This window comes from Bacteroidota bacterium (genome assembly GCA_016722565.1).
Lineage (GTDB): Bacteria > Bacteroidota > Bacteroidia > 2-12-FULL-35-15 > 2-12-FULL-35-15 > 2-12-FULL-35-15.
Map to the genome: position 1 here is coordinate 1,000,784 of JADKIU010000002.1, position 20,182 is coordinate 1,020,965.

A 20,182-nucleotide genomic window follows, 5' to 3' on the forward strand; every position below is an offset into this window, starting at 1 on the left:
TGAAATGGACACGATATAAATGGCCAGATGCTTGAGAAATGTCTTACTCTTTAAAAATTGTAATAAACCTTTGAACATAAATGGTGTAAACGAAATTTAGACTACGAATGTACGAATTTTAGGGAAACGAATGGATGTTGATTTAATTGTATTTAAACTACAAAAATCAAAACTAATTTTTTCGAGGGCAACCTTTTAAGATGTTGTACGTCTTAGGATTTCACTAACATTTTCTGTTTTTGAAATGCAAAGTCCAAAATGCGGTCAATAAAATCATACGGTTTATAACCATTGATGGCAGTTTGATGGAAAATGCAGGTAGCAGGAGTCATACCCGGTAAGGAGTTTACTTCCACAAAAACGACTTCTACCCTATTCACATCATAAATACGAACAAACGCATCGATACGTGTATATCCGTTTATATTTAGCAGCTTCGCAGCTGCACCTAATGTAGTTTTCACCTGGTCGGAGATTTTCTGACGTTCAATCGCATCTTTTGCATATCGAGCAGGAGTAATGTTTTGCCCTTGTCCCGCTAAAAATTTTTCTTCTAGCGATAATACTTCTCCTTCACTTAAAGCTTCCGATGCTTCAAACACTTCATAATTCACATTCCCTTGTGCATCGTATTTGGTGAGCATTCCACCCGTTACTTCCAAGAAATGATTGGCATCACGTTTCGATATAAGTTCTTCCACCAGAATCACAGGTTTTTGAGGAAACTCTTCTTTATCTTTTATATGCAATACTTTTGCTGCTGTTTCATCCAACGCCTCGTTTTTGCGGAAAATTAACTTCGCAAATGCTTCAAACTCTTCCGGTGTTTTAATTTTTTTAACAGCAGAAGAACAACCATCATCAACTGGTTTCGCAATAAATGGGTAGTGAATTTTATCTTTTATGGTATTTAAAACCATCGAATGATCTGCGTTCCAATCGTTTTCGCTTACTAACAAATGTTCAGCAACAAGAAATCCATTTTGTTTTAACAATTCATTTGTTCGGTATTTATCAATTGTAATTTGTGAACTTTCTACACCCGATCCATTGTAAGGCAAACCAACCCGTTCCAAATTTGCTTGGACAGCTCCATCTTCACCCGGACGACCATGCAAAGCAATGAACACACAATCAACCATCTTGCTTAAATCCTCATAAGTAATGCGTGTAGGCTTTGCTAAATTATCTTTACTCACATACTTTTTAGTAATGCCTTCACTTTCATTTATTATTTGCTGTACTAATTCATGAATTTTATAATGATCGATTTTATCTTTGATATCATCTGCATTGTCTTTTAACAAGACATTTACAGGAATCTGATACATGATGTGTTCCTCGTTACTGCCTGTAAGAAAAACCGGAATTGGTTCGTATTTAGAGGATGAAGCCAATTTCTCATAAATATTTCTTCCACTTTCAACAGAGATATGTCGCTCGGAAGAATAACCGCCAAGAATCACGGCTACTTTTATTTTTTTTGTGGTTGCATTCTGATCTTCGTGAATGGAAGCATCCAAGCTATCTAACAACCGGTCATAAATTCCGCTATTTTTAGTTGCAACAATTCGTTGCGCCAAAGATGTACGGATGATGTACGTCAAAAACTGTGAAGGATTTAAACCAATCTCTGCCGCCTGATGAAAGAAAAAAGAAGAAGGCATCATTCCCGAGGTTGTATTCGGGTCATTCAAAAATATTTTTCCTTCTTTCGAAATAAATCCATCGATGCGCGCATACACATCAAACTTTAATTCATAAAATAGTCGTTCGCATTCTTTTCGGATGGCTTGAATTTGTTCGTTAGGAATATCAATAGGTGTTATTTTACGGGATAAACCCGGCAAATATTTAGAACGATAATCAAACAATTCTTTTCCTTTTCTGATTTCGGTTGGAGGCAATGCAATTGCTTTTCCTTGCTCATCTTGAGCAACGATGCATGAAAATTCTTTCCCTTCAATAAATCCTTCCACCAGCACCGTGCTTTCACCATCCAACGCAGCGAGAATAACTCCATCTTTTTCTGTTTCAAAAATTTCATCCAAATAAAGAATTAAATCTTGAGGATGGTAAATATTCCGAACTCCTGACTTTGAACCGGTAACGGTTAAAGGCATTCCAATTCCTTCACGAATATCTGCAAGTGTACGAATAAAACTATTTTTCTCTTCCGCGGTTAATTTTTTCCAAGTTGCAGCATCTTGCCATTTGGTAAACAATGCCTTTTCAACCGCTTCCATAAATTTTAAATTGTCATCCTCATGCAAAATGGTGATTCCAATGGACGATCCTTGATTAGCTGGCTTAATCACAAGTGGTAAACCGATTTCCTTTTTAGCTTTTTCAAAGGGTGTTTTTAGTTTTCCCTGTATCCAATCATTTCTATCGATGGTGTAAAATTTCGGACTATTAAATCCGGCATTAACCATTAAACGTTTTTGTACACTTTTATCAATACCAATAGCAGAAGGTAAAATTCCCGAGCCGGAATATGGAATATTCAAATATTCAAACAAGCCTTGTATTTTACCATCTTCTCCAAAAGGGCCGTGCAAGCATAAAAAAGCAAAATCAAAATGTTCTTTTAATTCGTTTGGGTTTAATTTTTTTCCAATCTTATCAATCATTGCTAATTGCTGATCAGCAGACAAAGCACCAATCTGTTCAGCATATATTTGAAAATCGCCTTCTTTGTTAGGAATAAACTCTGCAGGAGGATAAAAATCGCGAATGCTCCCTTTGTAAACGAACTCCCAATTGAGTAAAACAAAATTGCCAAAGCTGTCGACAAAGACCGGAACAGCGTCAAACAATGATTTATTCAAATTATCGTAAACGGTTCTGCCTCCGGCAAATGAAATTTCGCGTTCTTTAGAAAAACCGCCAAAAATGATTCCTATTTTGATTTTCATACCCACAAATTTAACTTTAAGACACGGCTATTTTAAGCAAGCGTCTTCAAGTATTCAACAAGTTTATTAACCGCCAACGCCCGATGTGAAATTTTGTTTTTTTCTGACAAATCCATTTCGGCAAACGACTTGTCACAACCATCCGGTAAAAAAATGGGATCATAACCAAATCCTTGTCCACCTCTTTTTTCATTCAGAATTGTTCCATTTACAACACCTTCAAACTGAACCTCTTTTCCATTGATAACCAATGAGATAACAGTTTTAAAACGTGCCCTTCGGTTCTGGGAACCTGCCATTTCTGCCAGTATTTTATCCATATTCTCATTTGCATTTTTAGCCGGTCCGGCATATCTGGCAGAGAGCACTCCCGGTCGACCATCCAAACTTTCAATTTCCAAACCGGTATCATCTGCAAAACAATTGTGATGATACGTTTCAAATACATAAAATGCTTTTTGAGAAGCATTTCCTTCAATGGTGGCCTGAGTTTCAGGAATATCTTCAGAACAATGTATGTCATTCAGACTAAGAATTTCAATTCGTTCAGGGATTAACGATTGGATTTCCTTGGCTTTATTTTGATTAGCGGTGGCGAATACGAGTTTCATAGCTTGTTATATCTTACAAAAGTAGCTTTAATACGCTTAATTTAATTATTTTTGTGTGAATATAGATGCAAAACATCTTACGATATATAGAAGCACCAAAATGGCCAGGAATAGTTTTTTTTTGTTAGATACTTATAAAAAGATTAAAAACAATTTACCTGATTATGTTTTAAAATCAATTTTCAAATTATTTCCTGCTTACCTTATTGCATCCTTATTTGAAATCTTCGGATTATTTGTACTTTTTCCTGTTATTAAAGTGATTATTGAACCATCCATAATTCAGGAAAACAAATACATCCATTTTCTTTACACCAAATTGCATTTTACATCTAGCATAAGTTTTGTATTGTTCTTATTCAGTTCTGTTACTCTATTATTTGTTTTAAAAAATGTTGTGATTTACCTTATCTCAAAACGACAAATCAATGTATCGTTCAATATGGCGAGTCGTTTATCTTTAGAAAAATACAATTCTTACCTGAATAAGCAATATAGTTTTCATTCCAATAATAATACTGCCGTGCTGTTGCGAAACTTCACACACATGCCATTTGATTTCATACAATATCTTATTTTGCCATTCATAGCAATTATCAATGAAACGTTTATTTTAGTGCTCATTATTACTGCCATTACGATATTTGACCCACTTTTATTTTGGTCGTTAGTTATTTTTATTGCACCTTTTTTGTTGATTTACAGTAAAATTTACAAAAAGAAATTAAAAGAAATCTCAAAAATTCGAGATAAAGAAAGTGCCTACTTATATAAACTCGGGCTTCAGTCGATGGAAGCATTCAGAGAAATTGTTGTTTTCAACAAATTAGAATATTTTAAACCCATTTATAAAAAAACAGTCAATCGTTTTACAAAATCAATCTCCGAAGCGTATACCATTAACTCATTTTCTCCAAAATTTGTGGAAACAGTAGCTGTCTTGGCGATTTTCTCCATATTTATTTCAGGCTATTTTTTCAACAACAACTTGGGCGAGTTAGCACAATTTTTAATCATTTTTGCCATTGCTGCGTTCAGAATAATTCCATCCTTAAATAAAATCATTCTCTATTCCAATTATATCAAATCCAGTTTTTTCATTTTTGACCATTTCAACATTGCAGATGATCATGAACAAAATGGTACAAAAGGCCAAAATAATGAATCAACAGAAGATTTTCAATTTAACCATGAACTGGAATTAAAGAATATCTCTTTTGCATTTGAGAACAAAAATGAAAGGGTTTTAAAAGATTTAAATTTAACGATAAAAAAAGGGGAAACGATTGGCATTATTGGAACCTCTGGCTCCGGTAAAAGTACCTTGCTAAATATTCTGTTGCGCCTTTACGAAGAACAAAGCGGTGGCATATACATCGATGGTAAAAAAATTAAAAAATCCTCATTAGCTGCCTGGTATAAACTGGTAAGCTATGTTCCCCAAAACATTACATTGCTTGACGCATCAATTACTGAGAATATTGCCTTTGGAATTCCCGGAAATGAAATCGACAGCACGCTTCTGAATAAAGTTATTCAGCAAGCCCAGTTAGAAAATTTTATTCATCAATTACCTGAAGGTGCGCTTACACAAATTGGTGAGAAAGGAATTAAAATTTCCGGAGGACAAAGACAACGAATTGGTATTGCACGTGCTTTATACCATGGAGGAAAAATTTTAATTTTTGATGAAGCAACCAGCTCACTCGATACAGAAACGGAAGAAATGCTCACAGAATCCATCAACAACATTTCGCACCAAGAACTTACAATCATCATTGTTGCACATAGAATCCAAACTCTAAAATATTGTGACGTTATTTACAAATTAGAAAAAGGACAAATATGTTCAGATTTTAATACCATCGCATTCAACTAAAGGGAAACGAATGTCAGCAACTAACATATTGTATTCAGAATTTAAAACAATAAGAGACAGATGTCTTGAAGAACATAAGTCAAAAGAGTTATGGCCACATTATTATGAAAGAAGGTTTCAAGAATTTTTAACTTTTTACGATTTTCTACCACACAAGAAAAATTTAAAAGTACTCGAATTAGGCTGTGGAATTGGATATTGCACTGCATTTTTATCAAAAATTTCAGATGAGGTAATTGCAACTGATTTAGAAACAATCGACCCTACAACACATTCTCCCGGACTGGAAATTACACGCAATTTTTTAAAATCATTAGACATTTCAAATGTAACCGTCATGCACGCATCCGCAGAGGATCTACCATTTGAAAACAATACATTTGATTTGGTTTTTTCTTCACATGTTATCGAACATGTTCCAGATATGGAAAAAGCAATTAAGGAAATAAACCGTGTACTCAAACCGGGAGGCATTAATTTTTGTGTTGTACCAACAACAATGGATAGAATCTATGCATTTTTCATTCTGTATATATACCTCTTTCAACGAACGACAGTAAAAATTTACAGGAAAATATTCAAAAAAAATACGATAACGAATTCAGCTCACATTCTTCCCGTGAATGATACCCAAAGTAATGTAAATTATTATCTCAAACACTTACCCTTTCCACCACCTCATGGTGTTTTACCAAGCTATTTGAAAGAAGTAAAAAATTGGACCTTAGGGAATTGGAGAAGTAAAATAACCCAAAACAATCAAATCGAATTACAAGCGCAATATGGTCTGCAATCAAATGCCTTGTTACCGCTTTTGGGAAATACCTTCCCTGCAGTGGGAATAAAAATACATTCAATAACAAGAAAGCTGGAAAACAAAATTGGGAAGATTATCATTTTGAAGCATTTTGGAATAAGCACGCTTCTTATCACTAAAAAAAATAAGATGCATTCAATATATAAAAATACTTTATTTTTAGAGTCACGATCATTTACATTAGCAAGACTATGGCATCAGTAAATTCTCCTATTCGTTCATTACTCAAACCACTCTTTTTTAAACTGATTGGTAAAAAAGGATATTTTTTGATGCAATATTTTGCAAAAAAGAAAGACATTGAACAAAAACTTTTAGAGGAACCGGAGATGAAAATCCTTCATCATTTTGTTTCAAAAAAGAGCAATACAATTGATATTGGTGCTAATTTCGCCTATTACTCACATCGCCTTTCCACTCTAGCACCGCAAGGCATTGTTTATGCATTTGAACCCATTCCCTTTACCTATCAAGTCGCAAAAAAGATTGTCGAAAAATGCAATTTAAAGAACGTGCAATTGTATCAATTAGGAGTTGGCAATGAAAACAAAGAAATTGTATTTGAAGTTCCATTACAAAGTTTTGGTGCCTACAGTGCCGGTCAAGCTCACATGACGGGTAGAAACAATGAATTGGAAGGCAAAAAACAACATTACCAATTTCAATCTCATGAAAAAATAAAGTGCACAACAATTCGAATTGATGATTTTAAAGAAATTAACCGCTCTATCGATTTTATCAAAATTGATATTGAAGGAGCTGAACTATATGCATTAATGGGAATGACAGCTTTAATAAAGAAAGATCTGCCTGTAATTTTGCTCGAAATTAATCCGTTTTTTTTAGAGGGATTTAAAATTCAAGAAAAAGAGTTAACAGATTTTATTCAACAAATCAATTACTCAACCTATGTTTACGATATTAAATTGAGGAAATTGATTCCATATCCATCTAATTTTATTGAAAGTAATTATATCATCCTACCAAATTCAAAACTTGAAATGTATACTACTTTAATATCAAACTAATGGCCGTTCTAAAAGATTATATACAACGCATTAACGATATTTTCAACAAAGAAGGCAGTCGTTATACTGCCCATGAAATGTGTAAGCCCATTCTACTGGAAATGGCAAAAGATCAATCCATACTCTTTGAAATAATAAAAAAAAACATCGAGAAGCCTGATTTTTTTCTTCAAAAAAGAATTAATCCTGTAATTGCCTTTGAAATAGAAACGAATGAAACAGTTTCTTTTGTAGCCCACTGCTGGATGCCATTGCCAACAAAACGAAATGACATCACACATCAAAGCATTCACCATCATGGGAAATTACTTTTAACTTCTATTGCAGCATTTGGTCCTGGATATGAATCTATCCTTTTCAAAAAAGGATATACGATTGATAAAAAATCTGGTGAAACACATATGGAAATTGAAAAAGTATATACAAATCCGCTTTACAATATTGAATTTATTGATGTAAACACACCACATGTAGTTTTTTATCCGTCTCAATTCTCAATTACCTATGCTCTTTGGACCAATCAGGAAGCATCAAATGCCGAGAATCTGAAAAAATATGGATTGGTCAACAAATACAAAAAGCAACTTCGAAAAATGATTGATTTTTTTGGAGCGGCTAATTTATTGGGGTTAAACACGAATGAATACCTTGATTTTTACCCTAAAAACGGTAAAATAATTGCAATGAAATCGCGAGTGATGTACAAACCGGGAAGCAATGGCAGCTTTACTCGAGGATTCTTTTCTCTATTACAAACAATTAACTATACCGATACTAATTCCATTAAAAAGGCATTGAAAATTAATTCCAAATCCAATACTACTGAGTTAGAAAAGTTGGCGAATGACTATTTTTCTAATGTCTTAATAGAAGATGATTTTGAAAAAATCCACTTAAATGTCGAAAAAGTAAATTTTGAAAAAAGTGAACTAAAAAAGGCTTTTTCTTCAATTATTTAATATGAAAAAGAAAATTGTTTATATCATTTCGGATATTGACAGAGCGGTAGGTTTTGAAGACATATATACCTTTCTAAAAGACAAATTCGACTTCACATTTATACTTTTAAATAAAGGTGATTCTTATTTTGAACGCTACTGCCTTTCCAACAAAATTCCTTGTTTCAGAATTAACTATTTAGGCAAAAAAAGCATTCCGAGTGCAATCTTTAAAACATTTTCCTTACTTAAAAAAATCAAGCCTGACATTGTGCACACTCATTTAGTGGATGCATCTATTATTGGTCTAACTGCTGCAAAATTAGCACGCATAAATAATCGAATTCATACCCGTCACCATTCTGATTTTCATCATGTATATTTTCCACACGCCATAAAATATGACAAATACATTAATCGAATGTCATGTAAAATTATTGCAGTTTCATACAGTGTTAAAAAAATATTAACAGAACATGAAAATGTACCTGCCGAAAAAGTAACAACCATTCATCATGGCTTTAAAATAGATGAATTCAGCAACATTCCGCAAGAAAGAATTATCGCATTAAATGAAAAATACAATCCAAAAAAACATTTTCCGGTAGTGGGTGTTATCTCCAGATATACCGAATGGAAAGGGATACAAAACATCATCCCCGCTTTTAAAGAAGTATTAAAAATTCATCCAAATGCATTATTAATTTTAGCAAATGCAAAAGGAACATACAAACCGCAAATTGATAAGTTATTACAGGATTTACCAAAAGAAAACTATCTGGAAATTTCTTTTGAGCACGATTTACATGCCCTCTACAAACTATTTAACGTTTTTGTACATGTGCCCATCACAACAACAGCAGAGGCATTCGGGCAAGTATACATCGAAGCCTTTTTATCAAAAGTGCCAAGCATTTATACCAAATCAGGCATTGCAAACGAATTTGGTAACACAGATAAAATTTGTGCGTTTGTAGAAAACGAGAATAATGTTTCCCTAATCAATAGTGCTATTCTGGAAATTCTTAAAAATGCAAACGAAAGAAGCCACAACAATGAGCAAAAACGCATATCAGTATGCTTGTCAAAATTTCTCATTGGAACTTCAAATGGCAGATTTTGAAAAACTTTATTCTTCTATGTAGCTCAATCGCAAGACCATTTTGATTAAGTGTAAAACATCAAAATTTAATTCTTTATTGCATAAATAAAAGTACATTTGGACCTTATAATTTAGCATTTTTATTAAAGATAAATGTCAGTTGATAAATACAAGGTTAGTATCTGTGTTACAACCTACAACCATGAAAAATTCATACAAAGGGCACTTGATAGTATCTTATCTCAAGAGGTAAATTTCAACTATCAAATTGTTATTTCTGATGATTGCTCAACTGATCGTACAAGAGAAATTATTCTTGAATATAAAAAACTGTACCCTGACAAGATAAAGGCTATTCTAAATGATCCCAATCTTGGAGTTGTTGCTAATTTCTTTTCTGCAATCACTCAATGCGATGGAGAATATATTGCCATTTTAGATGGTGATGACGCTATGTTACCTCAAAAACTTCAAAAACAGGTTGATTATCTAAATCAGAATCTTGATTGCGCCATCGTTTCTCATCAAGTGAGAGTATTTGATTCCGAAACCAATAAAACATTGGATTTCTTTAAGAGTCCAAACAAAAACCAGACAAAATTTACTGTTGAAGATTTAATCAATTATGGAAATTTTATTTCGTCACCTTCCAAAATGTTCAGAAAATCATCCATGCCTAAGAATGGCATTGACCCAAACATTCAATTTGTTGCAGATTGGTATCTAAGTATCGAAAATGCATTAAATGGCAATATTGGATTTATAGATGAATGCCTTGCAGAATATAGGTCACACAATAAAAGTTTTATGAAATCAATTAATGGAAAAAATCATTTTGAAGTGATTTCTTACATTATCAATTCACTTGAAACACGCTTTCCCGGAAGATTTTCAAATTTATTTAATCGAAATTGGGCTTATGCCTATTTGATCTATACCACCTTTCATATTAAAAACAACAATTTTAAAGAAGCCCGAACAACGATCTTTAAAAGTATAAAAAACAAACCATTTTATAGTCTCAGTCAGTACTTCTATCTCACTTGGGCCTACATACCCTTTCTAGGATTTATCTTTAAAAAAATCAGATAGCTGATCGCACATTATATGAATAAAAAAACAGATCTAAAATCGGATCAAAACTCATCCATTATTCTGCGGTCGATTGACAAAAAAGATTTGGAAGACTTGCGTACCTGGAAGAATGCAAATAAAAACAGCTTTTTTCACACATCGGAAATCACTTCTGAGCAGCAAAATAATTGGTATCAAGGCTATCTAAAAAGACCAGAGGATTTTATGTTTATGGTATATGTAAACAATATGAAAATAGGTTGTATGGGGTTTAGAGAACTCTCTACTGAGAATCAGATTGATGTTTATAATATCATTTTAGGAAACGAGGAATATGGCAAAAAAGGATATATGGGAATAGCATTAAAAACAATGTGTAATTTCGCCCATAGTATATATAAAAACGACATAACTGTAAAGGTGCTCAAAACCAACCCTGCATCCAATTGGTATAAAAAAATCAACTTCATTGAATTATCGCCCCAAATTGATTATTTTTACTTCAAATTAAACAAAGAACATTTCGAAAAATATACTTTCGAAACGACTACTTAAAGAAATATTATGGCAAAGATGATTAATGTATTTGGTTCAAAAGTTGGAAAAGAAGAAATAGAAAATGTAGCCGGATGTATGGAAAGCCAATGGATGGGCTTTGGTGGTAAAGTGAAAGAATTTGAAGAAAAATTTGCTGCCTACACAAAACTTAATAATTTTTTGATGGTGGATAGCGGTTCCAATGCACTTTTTATGGCGATCGCACTCTTAAATCTTCCAAAAGGATCTGAAATCATTTTACCTTCATTTACATGGGTATCCTGCGCACAAGCCATTTTAATGAATGGACACATCCCTGTTTTCTGTGATGTAGAAATTGATTCAATGAATGTTTCTCGAGCAACAATCGAACCTCATATTACAAAAAATACAAAAGCAATCATGGTTGTCCACTATGCAGGAAAACCTGTTGCGATGGACGAAATTTTAGAATTAGGATTGCCGGTGATTGAAGATGCCGCTCACGCGGTTGACTCTTATTACAAAGGGAAAATTTGCGGCAGCATTGGTGATGTTGGTATCTATAGCTTTGATGCGGTAAAAAATTTAACTGTTGGTGAAGGTGGTGGTATAACCGCAAAAAAAAACGAACACATTGAAAGAGCAAAGCTTTTACGCTATTGTGGTATTGGGTTTTCAGGATTTGATTCGGCTGCTTCCAACTCAAACGGAAGATGGTGGGAATATAAAATCAATGAACCATTTATAAAAATGCTTCCTACTAACATTGCTGCAAATATTGGCCTGGGACAATTAAATAAATTTAAAGACTTACAAGCCTTTAGAAAAGATGTTTGGGATCTTTATCAAAAAGAATTTTCATCCATAAATTGGATTACCACACCAATTGAAGCAGCAAAGGATGAACAACACTCTTATTTCACATATGCATTGAGAGTACCCGATAGAGATAAATTTGCAAAATATTTATTTGACAAAAACATCTATACAACACTTAGATACCACCCACTTCATTTGAATGCTATTTATAAAAGCAACAAAAAACTTTTAAATACGGAGCAGTTAAATGAAGACTGCTTAAGCATCCCTCTTCATCCGAATCTTTCAGAAAACGATATTGATTATATTATAACAACCATTAAAGCCTTTAAATCATAATTTTTCATCTCTCGACTCTTTTAGTTTCTCTCCTAAATTAAATGTATTTATGTGTGGCATAGCCGGCTATTACTCCTTCACAAATAAATTCTCACAAAAGGATCTTGAAGAGATGACTGCCGCTATTGCACATCGCGGTCCGGATGCTGAAGGATTTTACAAAGATACTGTCTGCGGTTTAGGTCATAGAAGATTAAGCATTATCGATTTATCATCGAATGCGAATCAACCGATGCATTCTGCCGACAACAGATATGTAATGGTTTATAATGGTGAGGTTTATAACTATCGTGAAATTGCAGCAGAACTGAGGCAGAAATTCAAATCTGAATTCATTACCTCATCTGATAGTGAAGTTATTCTGGAAGCATATGTACAATACGGGCCCGAGTTTGTACAAAAACTAAATGGCATGTTTGCCTTTGCCATTTACGACAAACATAAAAATGAACTTTTTGTTTGTCGCGACCGAATTGGAATTAAACCACTTTATTACTTCTGGGATGGAGAAAATTTTGCATTCGCATCTGAACTAAAAGCCTTGACAAAAGTATCCGTTATTCCGCTTGAGCTCAATCGAAATGCCATCTACAAATTTTTACATTTAGGATTTATTCCTGCGCCACAATCGATTTATCAATCTATCAAAAAACTAGACTCCGGCACATGGATCAAGATTTCGAAAAACAATTTTGAATCCGATAAATATTGGTCAATTAACAAACAAGTAACAGAAAAAGTCATTACAAAGGAAAAAGAAGCGATTGTAAAGCTAAGCGATCTTTTAATGAGTTCTGTTCAATATCAAATAAAAAGCGATGTACCCTTTGGTGTTTTTTTAAGCGGTGGTATTGATTCCAGCTTAGTAACTGCAAATGCGGTAAATCTATCGGGAGTAAAGGTTAATACCTTTTCGATTGGTTTTGAAGAAAATAAATACAATGAATCTGTTTATGCAAAAGCAGTAGCCAATCATCTTGGGACAAACCATCACGAATTTATTGTATCTTATAAAGATGCGATTGATTTGATTGATACCATTTTTGATGTATATAGCGAACCTTTTGCCGACTCATCATCCATTCCAACATTACTTGTTTCTAAATTAGCAAAAGGTGAAGTGACTGTCACATTATCGGGTGAAGGTGGCGATGAATTATTCTTGGGTTATGGCGCTTATCAATGGGCTAAAAGATTGAACAACCCTTTCATAAAAACATTTAGAAAACAAATTGGAAAAGTAATAGCGACCAATAAAAATTATACACGACACGAAGCCTATTTTAATTATCCAAGCGAACAATTGCAGTATAGTCATACGCTTTCTCAAGAACTATATTATTTTTCGTTGGATGAGATAAACAATAATACTACCACAGCTTTTAAAAACTACCCAGGAGCAACAAATAAAGATTCACTGAATAGTTTTGGAGTTGAAATAGACCATCTCAAACGCAAGTTAAATCCAATGGAAAAGCAAGCCATTTTTGACCTTCATTTCTACCTTCAAGGGGATTTGCTTACAAAGGTGGACAGAGCCAGCATGTATTATTCATTAGAGACTAGAGTCCCCTACCTTGACCATCGTATTATCGAGTTTTCGTTGAACCTTTCGCATGAATTAAAATACAAAAACAATACATCAAAATATCTTCTGAAAGAAATTTTATATCAGTACGTACCTGAAAAAATATTCAATCGCCCGAAACAAGGATTTGCTATTCCTTTAGAAGGTTGGTTAAAAAAAGAATTGAAATTTTTAATTGATGAATATCTTTCAGAGTCTGTTATAAAAAAATACAATATCCTGGATTATAAAAAAGTAGAAGAGTTAAAACAAAATTTTCTAGTGTATAACCAAAGCTACTTATACAATCGTTTGTGGATTTTAATTGTGTTACACAAATGGCTTGTTAAAAACGTAGCTTAACATTTGCTTTCTTTTCGTAGAAATATTTCAACACAAATAAGCTGGAAACAAAAAATGGGATACAAGGTATTTTTAAACGCACCAATGATCCAAAATTAGAGGTTGCTAAACCTACCGAGAAAGCAAAAAATAAAGCAAAAAGGACCGAAAACAACAAAAGAGGGTTCTCTCCAATCAGCGTAAAAAAGCCAAAAAATTTCAGTCTAATCAGCAAAAACAGCGTTAACAATAAAATATATGTATTCTCTAATGCTGAAATAAACATTACGGGATTGCGCGCATCCCATAAATAAGGTCGAAATAACGTTGCAGCAATTGCCAAATGAGCCTTACTCATTGCCCCCGAAAGAGTTGCATCAAAATCACCAATATCAAAGCTATTCCCCTCATAATATGCTTGTTTTTGATCCATATTAGATTCAACAGCTTTGTCTAATACGTTGTCAATGGAATAAACACCTAAAACATCTCCCATTTGAGACAACACAAAAAAGCCCAACCCAATTCCAATGGATATAAAAAAAGGAGCAGCTAACGACCGCAAAACCTTACTTTGAATTCGTTTTAACCGTTGATTGGAAAGCCAAATTATTGAACCTGGTAACAAGGCAAACAAAATGTATGGTTTAATTGCAATTAATAAATAAGCACTCAAAAATATTGAACATCCACTTAAAAAACTATATTTTTTTCGGATAAAGAAATAATAAAAATGATAGGTATACCACCCTACCGCGGAGAGGGTAATTGTGTCCTTCAGCAAGCCTGACCCCCAAAAAACTACTGATGGTATAAACAAAATAGAAATTGCCAATTGCTTTTCCAACTGAGGAAATTCTTCATTGAACAGCAAGAAAAGCCTCCATATTCCGGTATAACATAACCAAGCCAATAAAATAGCTGTAATTACGAAATTATTAAATGACAAAAAACAAAGTGGAACAAGCAGTCTTGAAACAAAAAGGGCTTTATCATCTTTCCAGTAAACTGGCCAGCCTGTTGAGGGGTCAAAACAAGCATAGTTTTCGGAAGTATTTGCACCAAAAAGCATGTCAAAAAACACATTAATATCTTTGCCAGCCATTTTCAAAATAGCGCTTGATGTTTCAAAATAACAGGTTGTATCCCCTCCGGTATAGTAGAGTTGATAGATCAAGCAAACAGCTATCGCTCCTATCAATTTCACCATCAACCCTTTTGTATACCATTTATACAAAGGTTGTTTCCGTTCATTCTTCTTCTGAATATAATTTGACACAAAATATATCAGTACAAAATAAATAGGAATTAAAAGCCAGTCGAATATTGAAAGTACCATTAAATGGGCTAAATGCGATTCATGTAATTTAAACAAAAATAATACAAAGTTTTATAAATTGCCGTACTTTTGGGAAGTATTCAATCATTATATTCAACAACAGAAAAAATGGAGTCGAACAAAACAATTCTTATTACGGGAGGAGCCGGATATATTGGCTCCCATACAATTATTGAATTACTGGAAACTACACCGTTCAATATTGTATCAATAGATAACTATTCCAATTCTTCCTCTGAAACATTTGCACGAATTGAACGCATCACCGGAAAAAAAATAACGAATTACCCAATTGATATTTGCAACAAAAAAGAATTAGAAACCGTTTTCCTAAATAACACTTCTATTATTGGAATCATTCATTTTGCTGCATTTAAAGCCGTTGGTGAATCAGTTGAAAATCCTCAAAAATATTATCACAATAATATTAACTCATTGTTAAACATTTTAGATTGTGCAGTTAAATACAATGTGAAAAATTTCATTTTCTCCTCCTCTTGCTCCGTTTACGGGAACATCAAAGAACTACCGGTAAAAGAGACAACACCGCTTGGCAAAGCAGAATCTCCATATGCTTATACCAAACAAGTTGGAGAGGAAATTCTTAAAGATTACGCTAAAGCCAATCCAAAACTTCAAACCATCGCTTTGCGTTATTTCAATCCAGTTGGTGCTCACCTATCCGGATTTAATGGTGAATCACCAATCAACAAACCGAATAATCTAGTGCCGATTATAACCAATACAGCCATTGGGAAGTTGGCTCAAATGACTGTTTATGGCAACAATTATCCAACCAGAGATGGAACATGCATCAGAGATTATGTCCATGTTTCTGACATTGCCACCGCTCATATTAAAGCCTTAACCTTACTGATTGAAAATAAAAACGATTTAAATTTTTCAATTTTTAATCTCGGAACAGGAAATGGAGTCAGCGTTCTAGAAGCCATTGCAGCCTTCGAGAAAGTGAGTGGAACAAAATTAAATTATAAAATCGGTCCGATTCGAGAAGGTGATGTAGGTGCCATTTATTCCGACAACTCTTTATCCGAAAAGACATTGAACTGGACCCCAAAATTCAGTTTGGATGATATGATGAGTTCTGCATGGAAATGGGAGCTCGAACAACAAAATGCAAAATAAAATGAACGCTTTAAAGTACCATTTTATTCCTATTTCTAATTGTAATATGTGTGGCTCCCCTTCACACAATCATCGGATATTAGGCAAACGACTAAATGCCTCACAAGGAAAAAAACCGAAATCCAAAACCGGAATCACAACTTCTGTGGTAAAATGTAAAACATGCGGACTTATTTATTCAAATCCTCAGCCAATTCCATTTAACATTCAAGATCACTACGGAATCCCTCCAGAAAACTACTGGAAAAGTGACTACTTTACGATCAACGACACATATTTTAAATATGAAATTGATGTATTGCGAACGTTGATACCGAATTTCAATGGATTAAAAGCACTCGACATTGGAGCTGGATTAGGCAAAAGCATGATTGCACTTGACAAAGTTGGCTTTGAAACATATGGTCTTGAACCTTCCGAACCTTTTTATAAAAAAGCGATTGAAAAAATGAAAATCAATCCGGAACGGTTAAAATTAGGAATGCTTGAAGAAGTAAACTATCCTGAAAACGAATTTGAATTTATAACTTTCGGAGCAGTATTAGAACATTTGTATTCTCCAGGTGAATCCATTGAAAAAGCGCTACATAGTCTTAAACCCAATGGAATTATTCACATTGAAGTTCCTTCTTCCAATTGGCTTGTCAATAAATTAATAAATGCATATTATAGATTAATAGGAACGGACTATGTCGCAAACATCAGCCCAATGCATCCTCCTTATCATTTATATGAATTTAGTCTGGAAGCATTTCAATTACATGGTAAAAAGAATAATTACGAAGTCATACACCACGAATACCATGTGTGTGAAACCTATCTGCCAAAGTTTCTCAACTTTTTTATAAAGCCTTACATGAAAAAAACAAACACTGGTTTGCAATTAGCTGTTTGGCTGAAGAAAATTAAATAGAAAAAATTACTTACGCTTTTTTCGCTCAAACTTATCCCCAGGCATCACATAAAATGTTTTTAACCATTCGATTCCGGCTTCAGCAGAATTAAACATTTTCGTTGGAGTAACTGGTTTTCTGAATTTCAAATAGAAATTAAACCATAGTTTATTAATAAAAGAATTCGTAATGAAGGCTGCTGCAATTCTGTTTTCCGCGCCCTTTTCACTTGCCAGATACTTATTTGCTTCGTCCGTCATAGTAAAGCGAGAAGCGCCTTCAATTAGCGTTAGTGCTTTTCTTCCTTCTAACAGCACTGCTGATGCCAAAAGATGTTCTTTCATTTTTTCGAGCGAAATCACAACACCTTTTTTGATTTTAATACAAAGAATTCCATCATCATCTATATGCATTTCGGATACAGATGTAACTACCTTATTCATTTAAATGTGTATAAAATGCACGGGGATGCGGAGCAAAAATAGACATTTTAGAGCGAAATGATTGTTATTCATCCTATAAAATTAACCATTTAACATTTTTTATTAAACAGCATAAATTGTTAACTTTACAGCTATCTAAACTCTATTTATGCAACAACAGCCTGTTATTAATTTAGAAGCAGAAAAAAAAGAAATTTTAAAACGTTATCGTGCTTTACTGAAAGCATGCAAGAGAACCTTAGAAAAAGGTGATAAAATTCTTATTCGAAAAGCGTTTGATATATCACTGGAAGCGCATAAAAACATGCGCAGAAAAAGCGGTGAACCATACATCTATCATCCAATTGCGGTTGCACACATCTGTGCGGAAGAAATCGGACTTGGAACCACCTCTGTTGTTTGCGCCTTGCTGCATGATGTTGTTGAAGATACCGACCTCACACTTGAAGATATAAAACGACTATTCGGAGAAAAGGAAGCCAAGATTATTGATGGCTTAACTAAAATATCCGGAGTATTTGATCAAGGCTCTTCCCTACAGGCAGAGAATTTCAGAAAGATGCTCCTCACCCTTTCGGATGACGTTCGTGTAATACTTATTAAGCTTGCCGACAGATTGCACAATATGCGCACGTTAGAGAGTATGAAGCGCGATAAACAATTAAAAATTGCTTCTGAAACCTTATACCTCTACGCTCCATTAGCTCACCGCTTGGGTTTAAATGCCATAAAAACGGAATTAGAAGATTTAGGATTAAAATACACTGAACCGGATGTGTTCAATGAAATTGAACAACGTTTGAGAGAATCCGAGCCGGAACGCAAAAAATTCATATCAAAATTCATGGTTCCTATCAAAGAAATTTTAGAGGAACAGGGCTTAAAAGCAAAAATCATCGGGCGTCCAAAATCTATTTATTCAATCAATAATAAGATCAAAAATAAAGGTGTGCCCTTTGAAGAAATTTATGATTTATTTGCCATTCGCATCATCATTGATACTCCACCCGAAAATGAAAAAACAGATTGCTGGCGAGTATATTCCATTGTAACGGACTTCTATCATCCTAGTCCGGATCGCTTGCGTGATTGGATTTCAACGCCCAAGGCCAATGGATATGAAAGTTTGCACACCACTGTAATGGGACCGGAAGGAAAATGGGTAGAAGTGCAAATCCGAACAGTTCGAATGGATGAACTCGCTGAAAAAGGATATGCCGCGCATTGGAAATACAAAGACAGTGCAAATGAAAGTCAGCTGGATGACTGGATTCGCAAAATTCGTGAGATACTTGAAAGTCCGGAAGAAAATGCAATGGAATTTTTGGATGATTTCAAACTCAATTTATTTGCGGAAGAAATTTTTGCCTTTACCCCTAAAGGTGAAATGAAAACCTTACCCATTGGCGCAACTGCTCTTGATTTTGCATTTGACATCCACACCAAAATAGGTGAAAAATGTATTGGCGCGAAAGTGAATCATAAACTTGTTCCGCTCAGCTATAAGTTAAAAAGTGGTGACCAGGTAGAAGTTCTTACCTCTAACAAACAAACACCCAAAGAAGATTGGCTGGGTTACGTTGTAACAGCAAGAGCAAAATCGAAAATTAAAAATGCACTCAAAGAAGTTCGGAGAAAGGTAGCAGAAGAAGGACGAGAAATCTTGCAAAGAAAATTCAACCACTTAAAAATTGATTTTACTGTTAACAATATTAATGAGCTTGCTAACTATTTTAAACTTCAAAGTAGTCAGGAGTTATTTTATAGAATCGCGGTTGGTAATATTAACATCAAACACCTCAAAGATTTCCGACAAGAGCATGGAAAAATCGTTCACAAATCGGGAAGTATTAAAAAAACAGAATCAGCGCAATCGCTGGAACAACTTGTTACTGCAGCACGTGGAAAATCCGACATGCTCGTATTGGGTGAAAACCTGAACAAAATTGATTATAAACTTTCACCTTGCTGTACCCCCATTCCTGGTGACGATGTATTTGGATTTATAACCATCAATGAAGGAATAAAAATTCACCGAGTCAACTGCCCCAATGCGGTTCAACTATTATCCAACTATGCATACCGTGTTGTAAAAGCAAAATGGACGAGTCAAGAGCTGATTTCATTTTTATCTGGGATTAAAATTACCGGAATTGATGAGGTAGGATTAGTGAATAATATCACAAAAATTATTTCAAACGAATTAAACGTAAACATGCGTTCGATTAGTTTTGATACCAATGATGGAACCTTTGAAGGAACTGTAATGGTGTTTGTTCATGACACGAATCACTTAACCGAATTAATGAAAAAATTAAAAACGGTAAATGGTGTTTTAACAGTTACCCGTATTGACAGTAACAACTAACCTTTCACTTTTCACTTAAAGAGCTCATTTGCAATGCATT

Annotated in this window: 16 protein-coding genes; 12 read left to right on the forward strand and 4 right to left on the reverse strand. The window is 34.0% G+C overall.

What is annotated here, in order from left to right; all coding sequences use genetic code 11:
• Nucleotides 1-212: 212 nt before the first annotated feature.
• Complete coding sequence (locus tag IPP64_09910; protein ID MBL0329711.1) at nt 213-2,912, reverse strand: D-alanine--D-alanine ligase; 2,700 nt, start codon at nt 2,910-2,912, stop codon at nt 213-215.
• 38 nt (nt 2,913-2,950) lie between these two features.
• Nucleotides 2,951-3,529 carry a non-canonical purine NTP diphosphatase gene (locus tag IPP64_09915; GenBank protein MBL0329712.1) on the reverse strand — a complete coding sequence of 193 codons (579 nt, stop codon included), beginning with the start codon at nt 3,527-3,529 and terminating at the stop codon, nt 2,951-2,953.
• Nucleotides 3,530-3,629: 100 nt separating this feature from the next.
• Here IPP64_09915 and IPP64_09920 point away from each other — a divergent pair, with 100 nt between their 5' ends.
• The 9 genes from IPP64_09920 to asnB all read left to right on the forward strand — a co-directional run bounded on the left by IPP64_09920 (nt 3,630) and on the right by asnB (nt 13,974).
• Nucleotides 3,630-5,408, forward strand: coding sequence for an ABC transporter ATP-binding protein (locus IPP64_09920; protein ID MBL0329713.1), 1,779 nt, complete (start codon nt 3,630-3,632; stop codon nt 5,406-5,408).
• A gap of 28 nt (nt 5,409-5,436) precedes the next feature.
• On the forward strand, nt 5,437-6,429 hold the full coding sequence (locus IPP64_09925) for a class I SAM-dependent methyltransferase (protein MBL0329714.1): 993 nt from the start codon (nt 5,437-5,439) through the stop codon (nt 6,427-6,429).
• Nucleotides 6,417-7,253 carry an FkbM family methyltransferase gene (locus IPP64_09930; protein MBL0329715.1) on the forward strand — a complete coding sequence of 279 codons (837 nt, stop codon included), beginning with the start codon at nt 6,417-6,419 and terminating at the stop codon, nt 7,251-7,253. The genes IPP64_09925 and IPP64_09930 overlap by 13 nt, the downstream gene beginning before the upstream one ends.
• The gene (locus tag IPP64_09935) at nt 7,253-8,212 is read left to right on the forward strand and encodes a hypothetical protein (GenBank protein ID MBL0329716.1); all 960 of its coding nucleotides are present in this window, start codon (nt 7,253-7,255) and stop codon (nt 8,210-8,212) included. The genes IPP64_09930 and IPP64_09935 overlap by 1 nt, the downstream gene beginning before the upstream one ends.
• A 1-nt stretch (nt 8,213) precedes the next feature.
• Nucleotides 8,214-9,314, forward strand: a complete 1,101-nt coding sequence (locus tag IPP64_09940) for a glycosyltransferase family 4 protein (GenBank protein ID MBL0329717.1) — start codon at nt 8,214-8,216, stop codon at nt 9,312-9,314.
• Between the two features lie 132 nt (nt 9,315-9,446).
• Entirely contained in the window at nt 9,447-10,385 is a 939-nt protein-coding gene (locus IPP64_09945) for a glycosyltransferase (GenBank protein MBL0329718.1), read from the forward strand.
• A 15-nt stretch (nt 10,386-10,400) separates the two neighbouring features.
• Nucleotides 10,401-10,922 carry a GNAT family N-acetyltransferase gene (locus IPP64_09950; protein MBL0329719.1) on the forward strand — a complete coding sequence of 174 codons (522 nt, stop codon included), beginning with the start codon at nt 10,401-10,403 and terminating at the stop codon, nt 10,920-10,922.
• Nucleotides 10,923-10,931: 9 nt separating this feature from the next.
• Nucleotides 10,932-12,044, forward strand: a complete 1,113-nt coding sequence (locus tag IPP64_09955; protein MBL0329720.1) for a DegT/DnrJ/EryC1/StrS family aminotransferase — start codon at nt 10,932-10,934, stop codon at nt 12,042-12,044.
• A 49-nt stretch (nt 12,045-12,093) separates the two neighbouring features.
• On the forward strand, nt 12,094-13,974 hold the full coding sequence (gene asnB / locus IPP64_09960) for an asparagine synthase (glutamine-hydrolyzing) (GenBank protein ID MBL0329721.1): 1,881 nt from the start codon (nt 12,094-12,096) through the stop codon (nt 13,972-13,974).
• On the opposite strand, the gene IPP64_09965 is transcribed toward asnB, so the two are convergent.
• Nucleotides 13,958-15,232, reverse strand: coding sequence for a hypothetical protein (locus IPP64_09965; protein ID MBL0329722.1), 1,275 nt, complete (start codon nt 15,230-15,232; stop codon nt 13,958-13,960). The two genes, asnB and IPP64_09965, sit on opposite strands and share 17 nt — an antisense overlap.
• 168 nt (nt 15,233-15,400) lie before the next feature.
• Between IPP64_09965 and galE the strand changes: the two genes are divergently transcribed.
• Both galE and IPP64_09975 read left to right on the forward strand, forming a co-directional pair.
• Nucleotides 15,401-16,438 (forward strand): UDP-glucose 4-epimerase GalE, encoded by a 1,038-nt coding sequence (gene galE, locus IPP64_09970; GenBank protein ID MBL0329723.1) that lies wholly within the window; start codon nt 15,401-15,403, stop codon nt 16,436-16,438.
• Entirely contained in the window at nt 16,428-17,351 is a 924-nt protein-coding gene (locus IPP64_09975; GenBank protein ID MBL0329724.1) for a class I SAM-dependent methyltransferase, read from the forward strand. Before galE ends, IPP64_09975 begins: the two co-directional genes overlap by 11 nt.
• Before the next feature lie 6 nt (nt 17,352-17,357).
• On the opposite strand, the gene IPP64_09980 is transcribed toward IPP64_09975, so the two are convergent.
• Nucleotides 17,358-17,774 carry a hypothetical protein gene (locus IPP64_09980; GenBank protein MBL0329725.1) on the reverse strand — a complete coding sequence of 139 codons (417 nt, stop codon included), beginning with the start codon at nt 17,772-17,774 and terminating at the stop codon, nt 17,358-17,360.
• A 148-nt stretch (nt 17,775-17,922) separates the two neighbouring features.
• On the opposite strand from IPP64_09980, the gene IPP64_09985 reads away from it, so the two are divergent.
• Entirely contained in the window at nt 17,923-20,142 is a 2,220-nt protein-coding gene (locus tag IPP64_09985) for a bifunctional (p)ppGpp synthetase/guanosine-3',5'-bis(diphosphate) 3'-pyrophosphohydrolase (protein MBL0329726.1), read from the forward strand.
• Nucleotides 20,143-20,182: the final 40 nt, after the last annotated feature.

Coding starts and splice junctions, on each gene's coding strand:
- IPP64_09915 (MBL0329712.1), bottom strand. CDS start 3,529: ATGAAACTCGTATTCGCCACCGCTAATCAAAATAAAGCCAAGGAAATC.
- IPP64_09920 (MBL0329713.1), top strand. CDS start 3,630: ATGGCCAGGAATAGTTTTTTTTTGTTAGATACTTATAAAAAGATTAAA.
- IPP64_09930 (MBL0329715.1), top strand. CDS start 6,417: ATGGCATCAGTAAATTCTCCTATTCGTTCATTACTCAAACCACTCTTT.
- IPP64_09935 (MBL0329716.1), top strand. CDS start 7,253: ATGGCCGTTCTAAAAGATTATATACAACGCATTAACGATATTTTCAAC.
- IPP64_09940 (MBL0329717.1), top strand. CDS start 8,214: ATGAAAAAGAAAATTGTTTATATCATTTCGGATATTGACAGAGCGGTA.
- IPP64_09945 (MBL0329718.1), top strand. CDS start 9,447: ATGTCAGTTGATAAATACAAGGTTAGTATCTGTGTTACAACCTACAAC.
- IPP64_09950 (MBL0329719.1), top strand. CDS start 10,401: ATGAATAAAAAAACAGATCTAAAATCGGATCAAAACTCATCCATTATT.
- IPP64_09955 (MBL0329720.1), top strand. CDS start 10,932: ATGGCAAAGATGATTAATGTATTTGGTTCAAAAGTTGGAAAAGAAGAA.
- asnB (MBL0329721.1), top strand. CDS start 12,094: ATGTGTGGCATAGCCGGCTATTACTCCTTCACAAATAAATTCTCACAA.
- galE (MBL0329723.1), top strand. CDS start 15,401: ATGGAGTCGAACAAAACAATTCTTATTACGGGAGGAGCCGGATATATT.
- IPP64_09975 (MBL0329724.1), top strand. CDS start 16,428: ATGCAAAATAAAATGAACGCTTTAAAGTACCATTTTATTCCTATTTCT.
- IPP64_09980 (MBL0329725.1), bottom strand. CDS start 17,774: ATGAATAAGGTAGTTACATCTGTATCCGAAATGCATATAGATGATGAT.
- IPP64_09985 (MBL0329726.1), top strand. CDS start 17,923: ATGCAACAACAGCCTGTTATTAATTTAGAAGCAGAAAAAAAAGAAATT.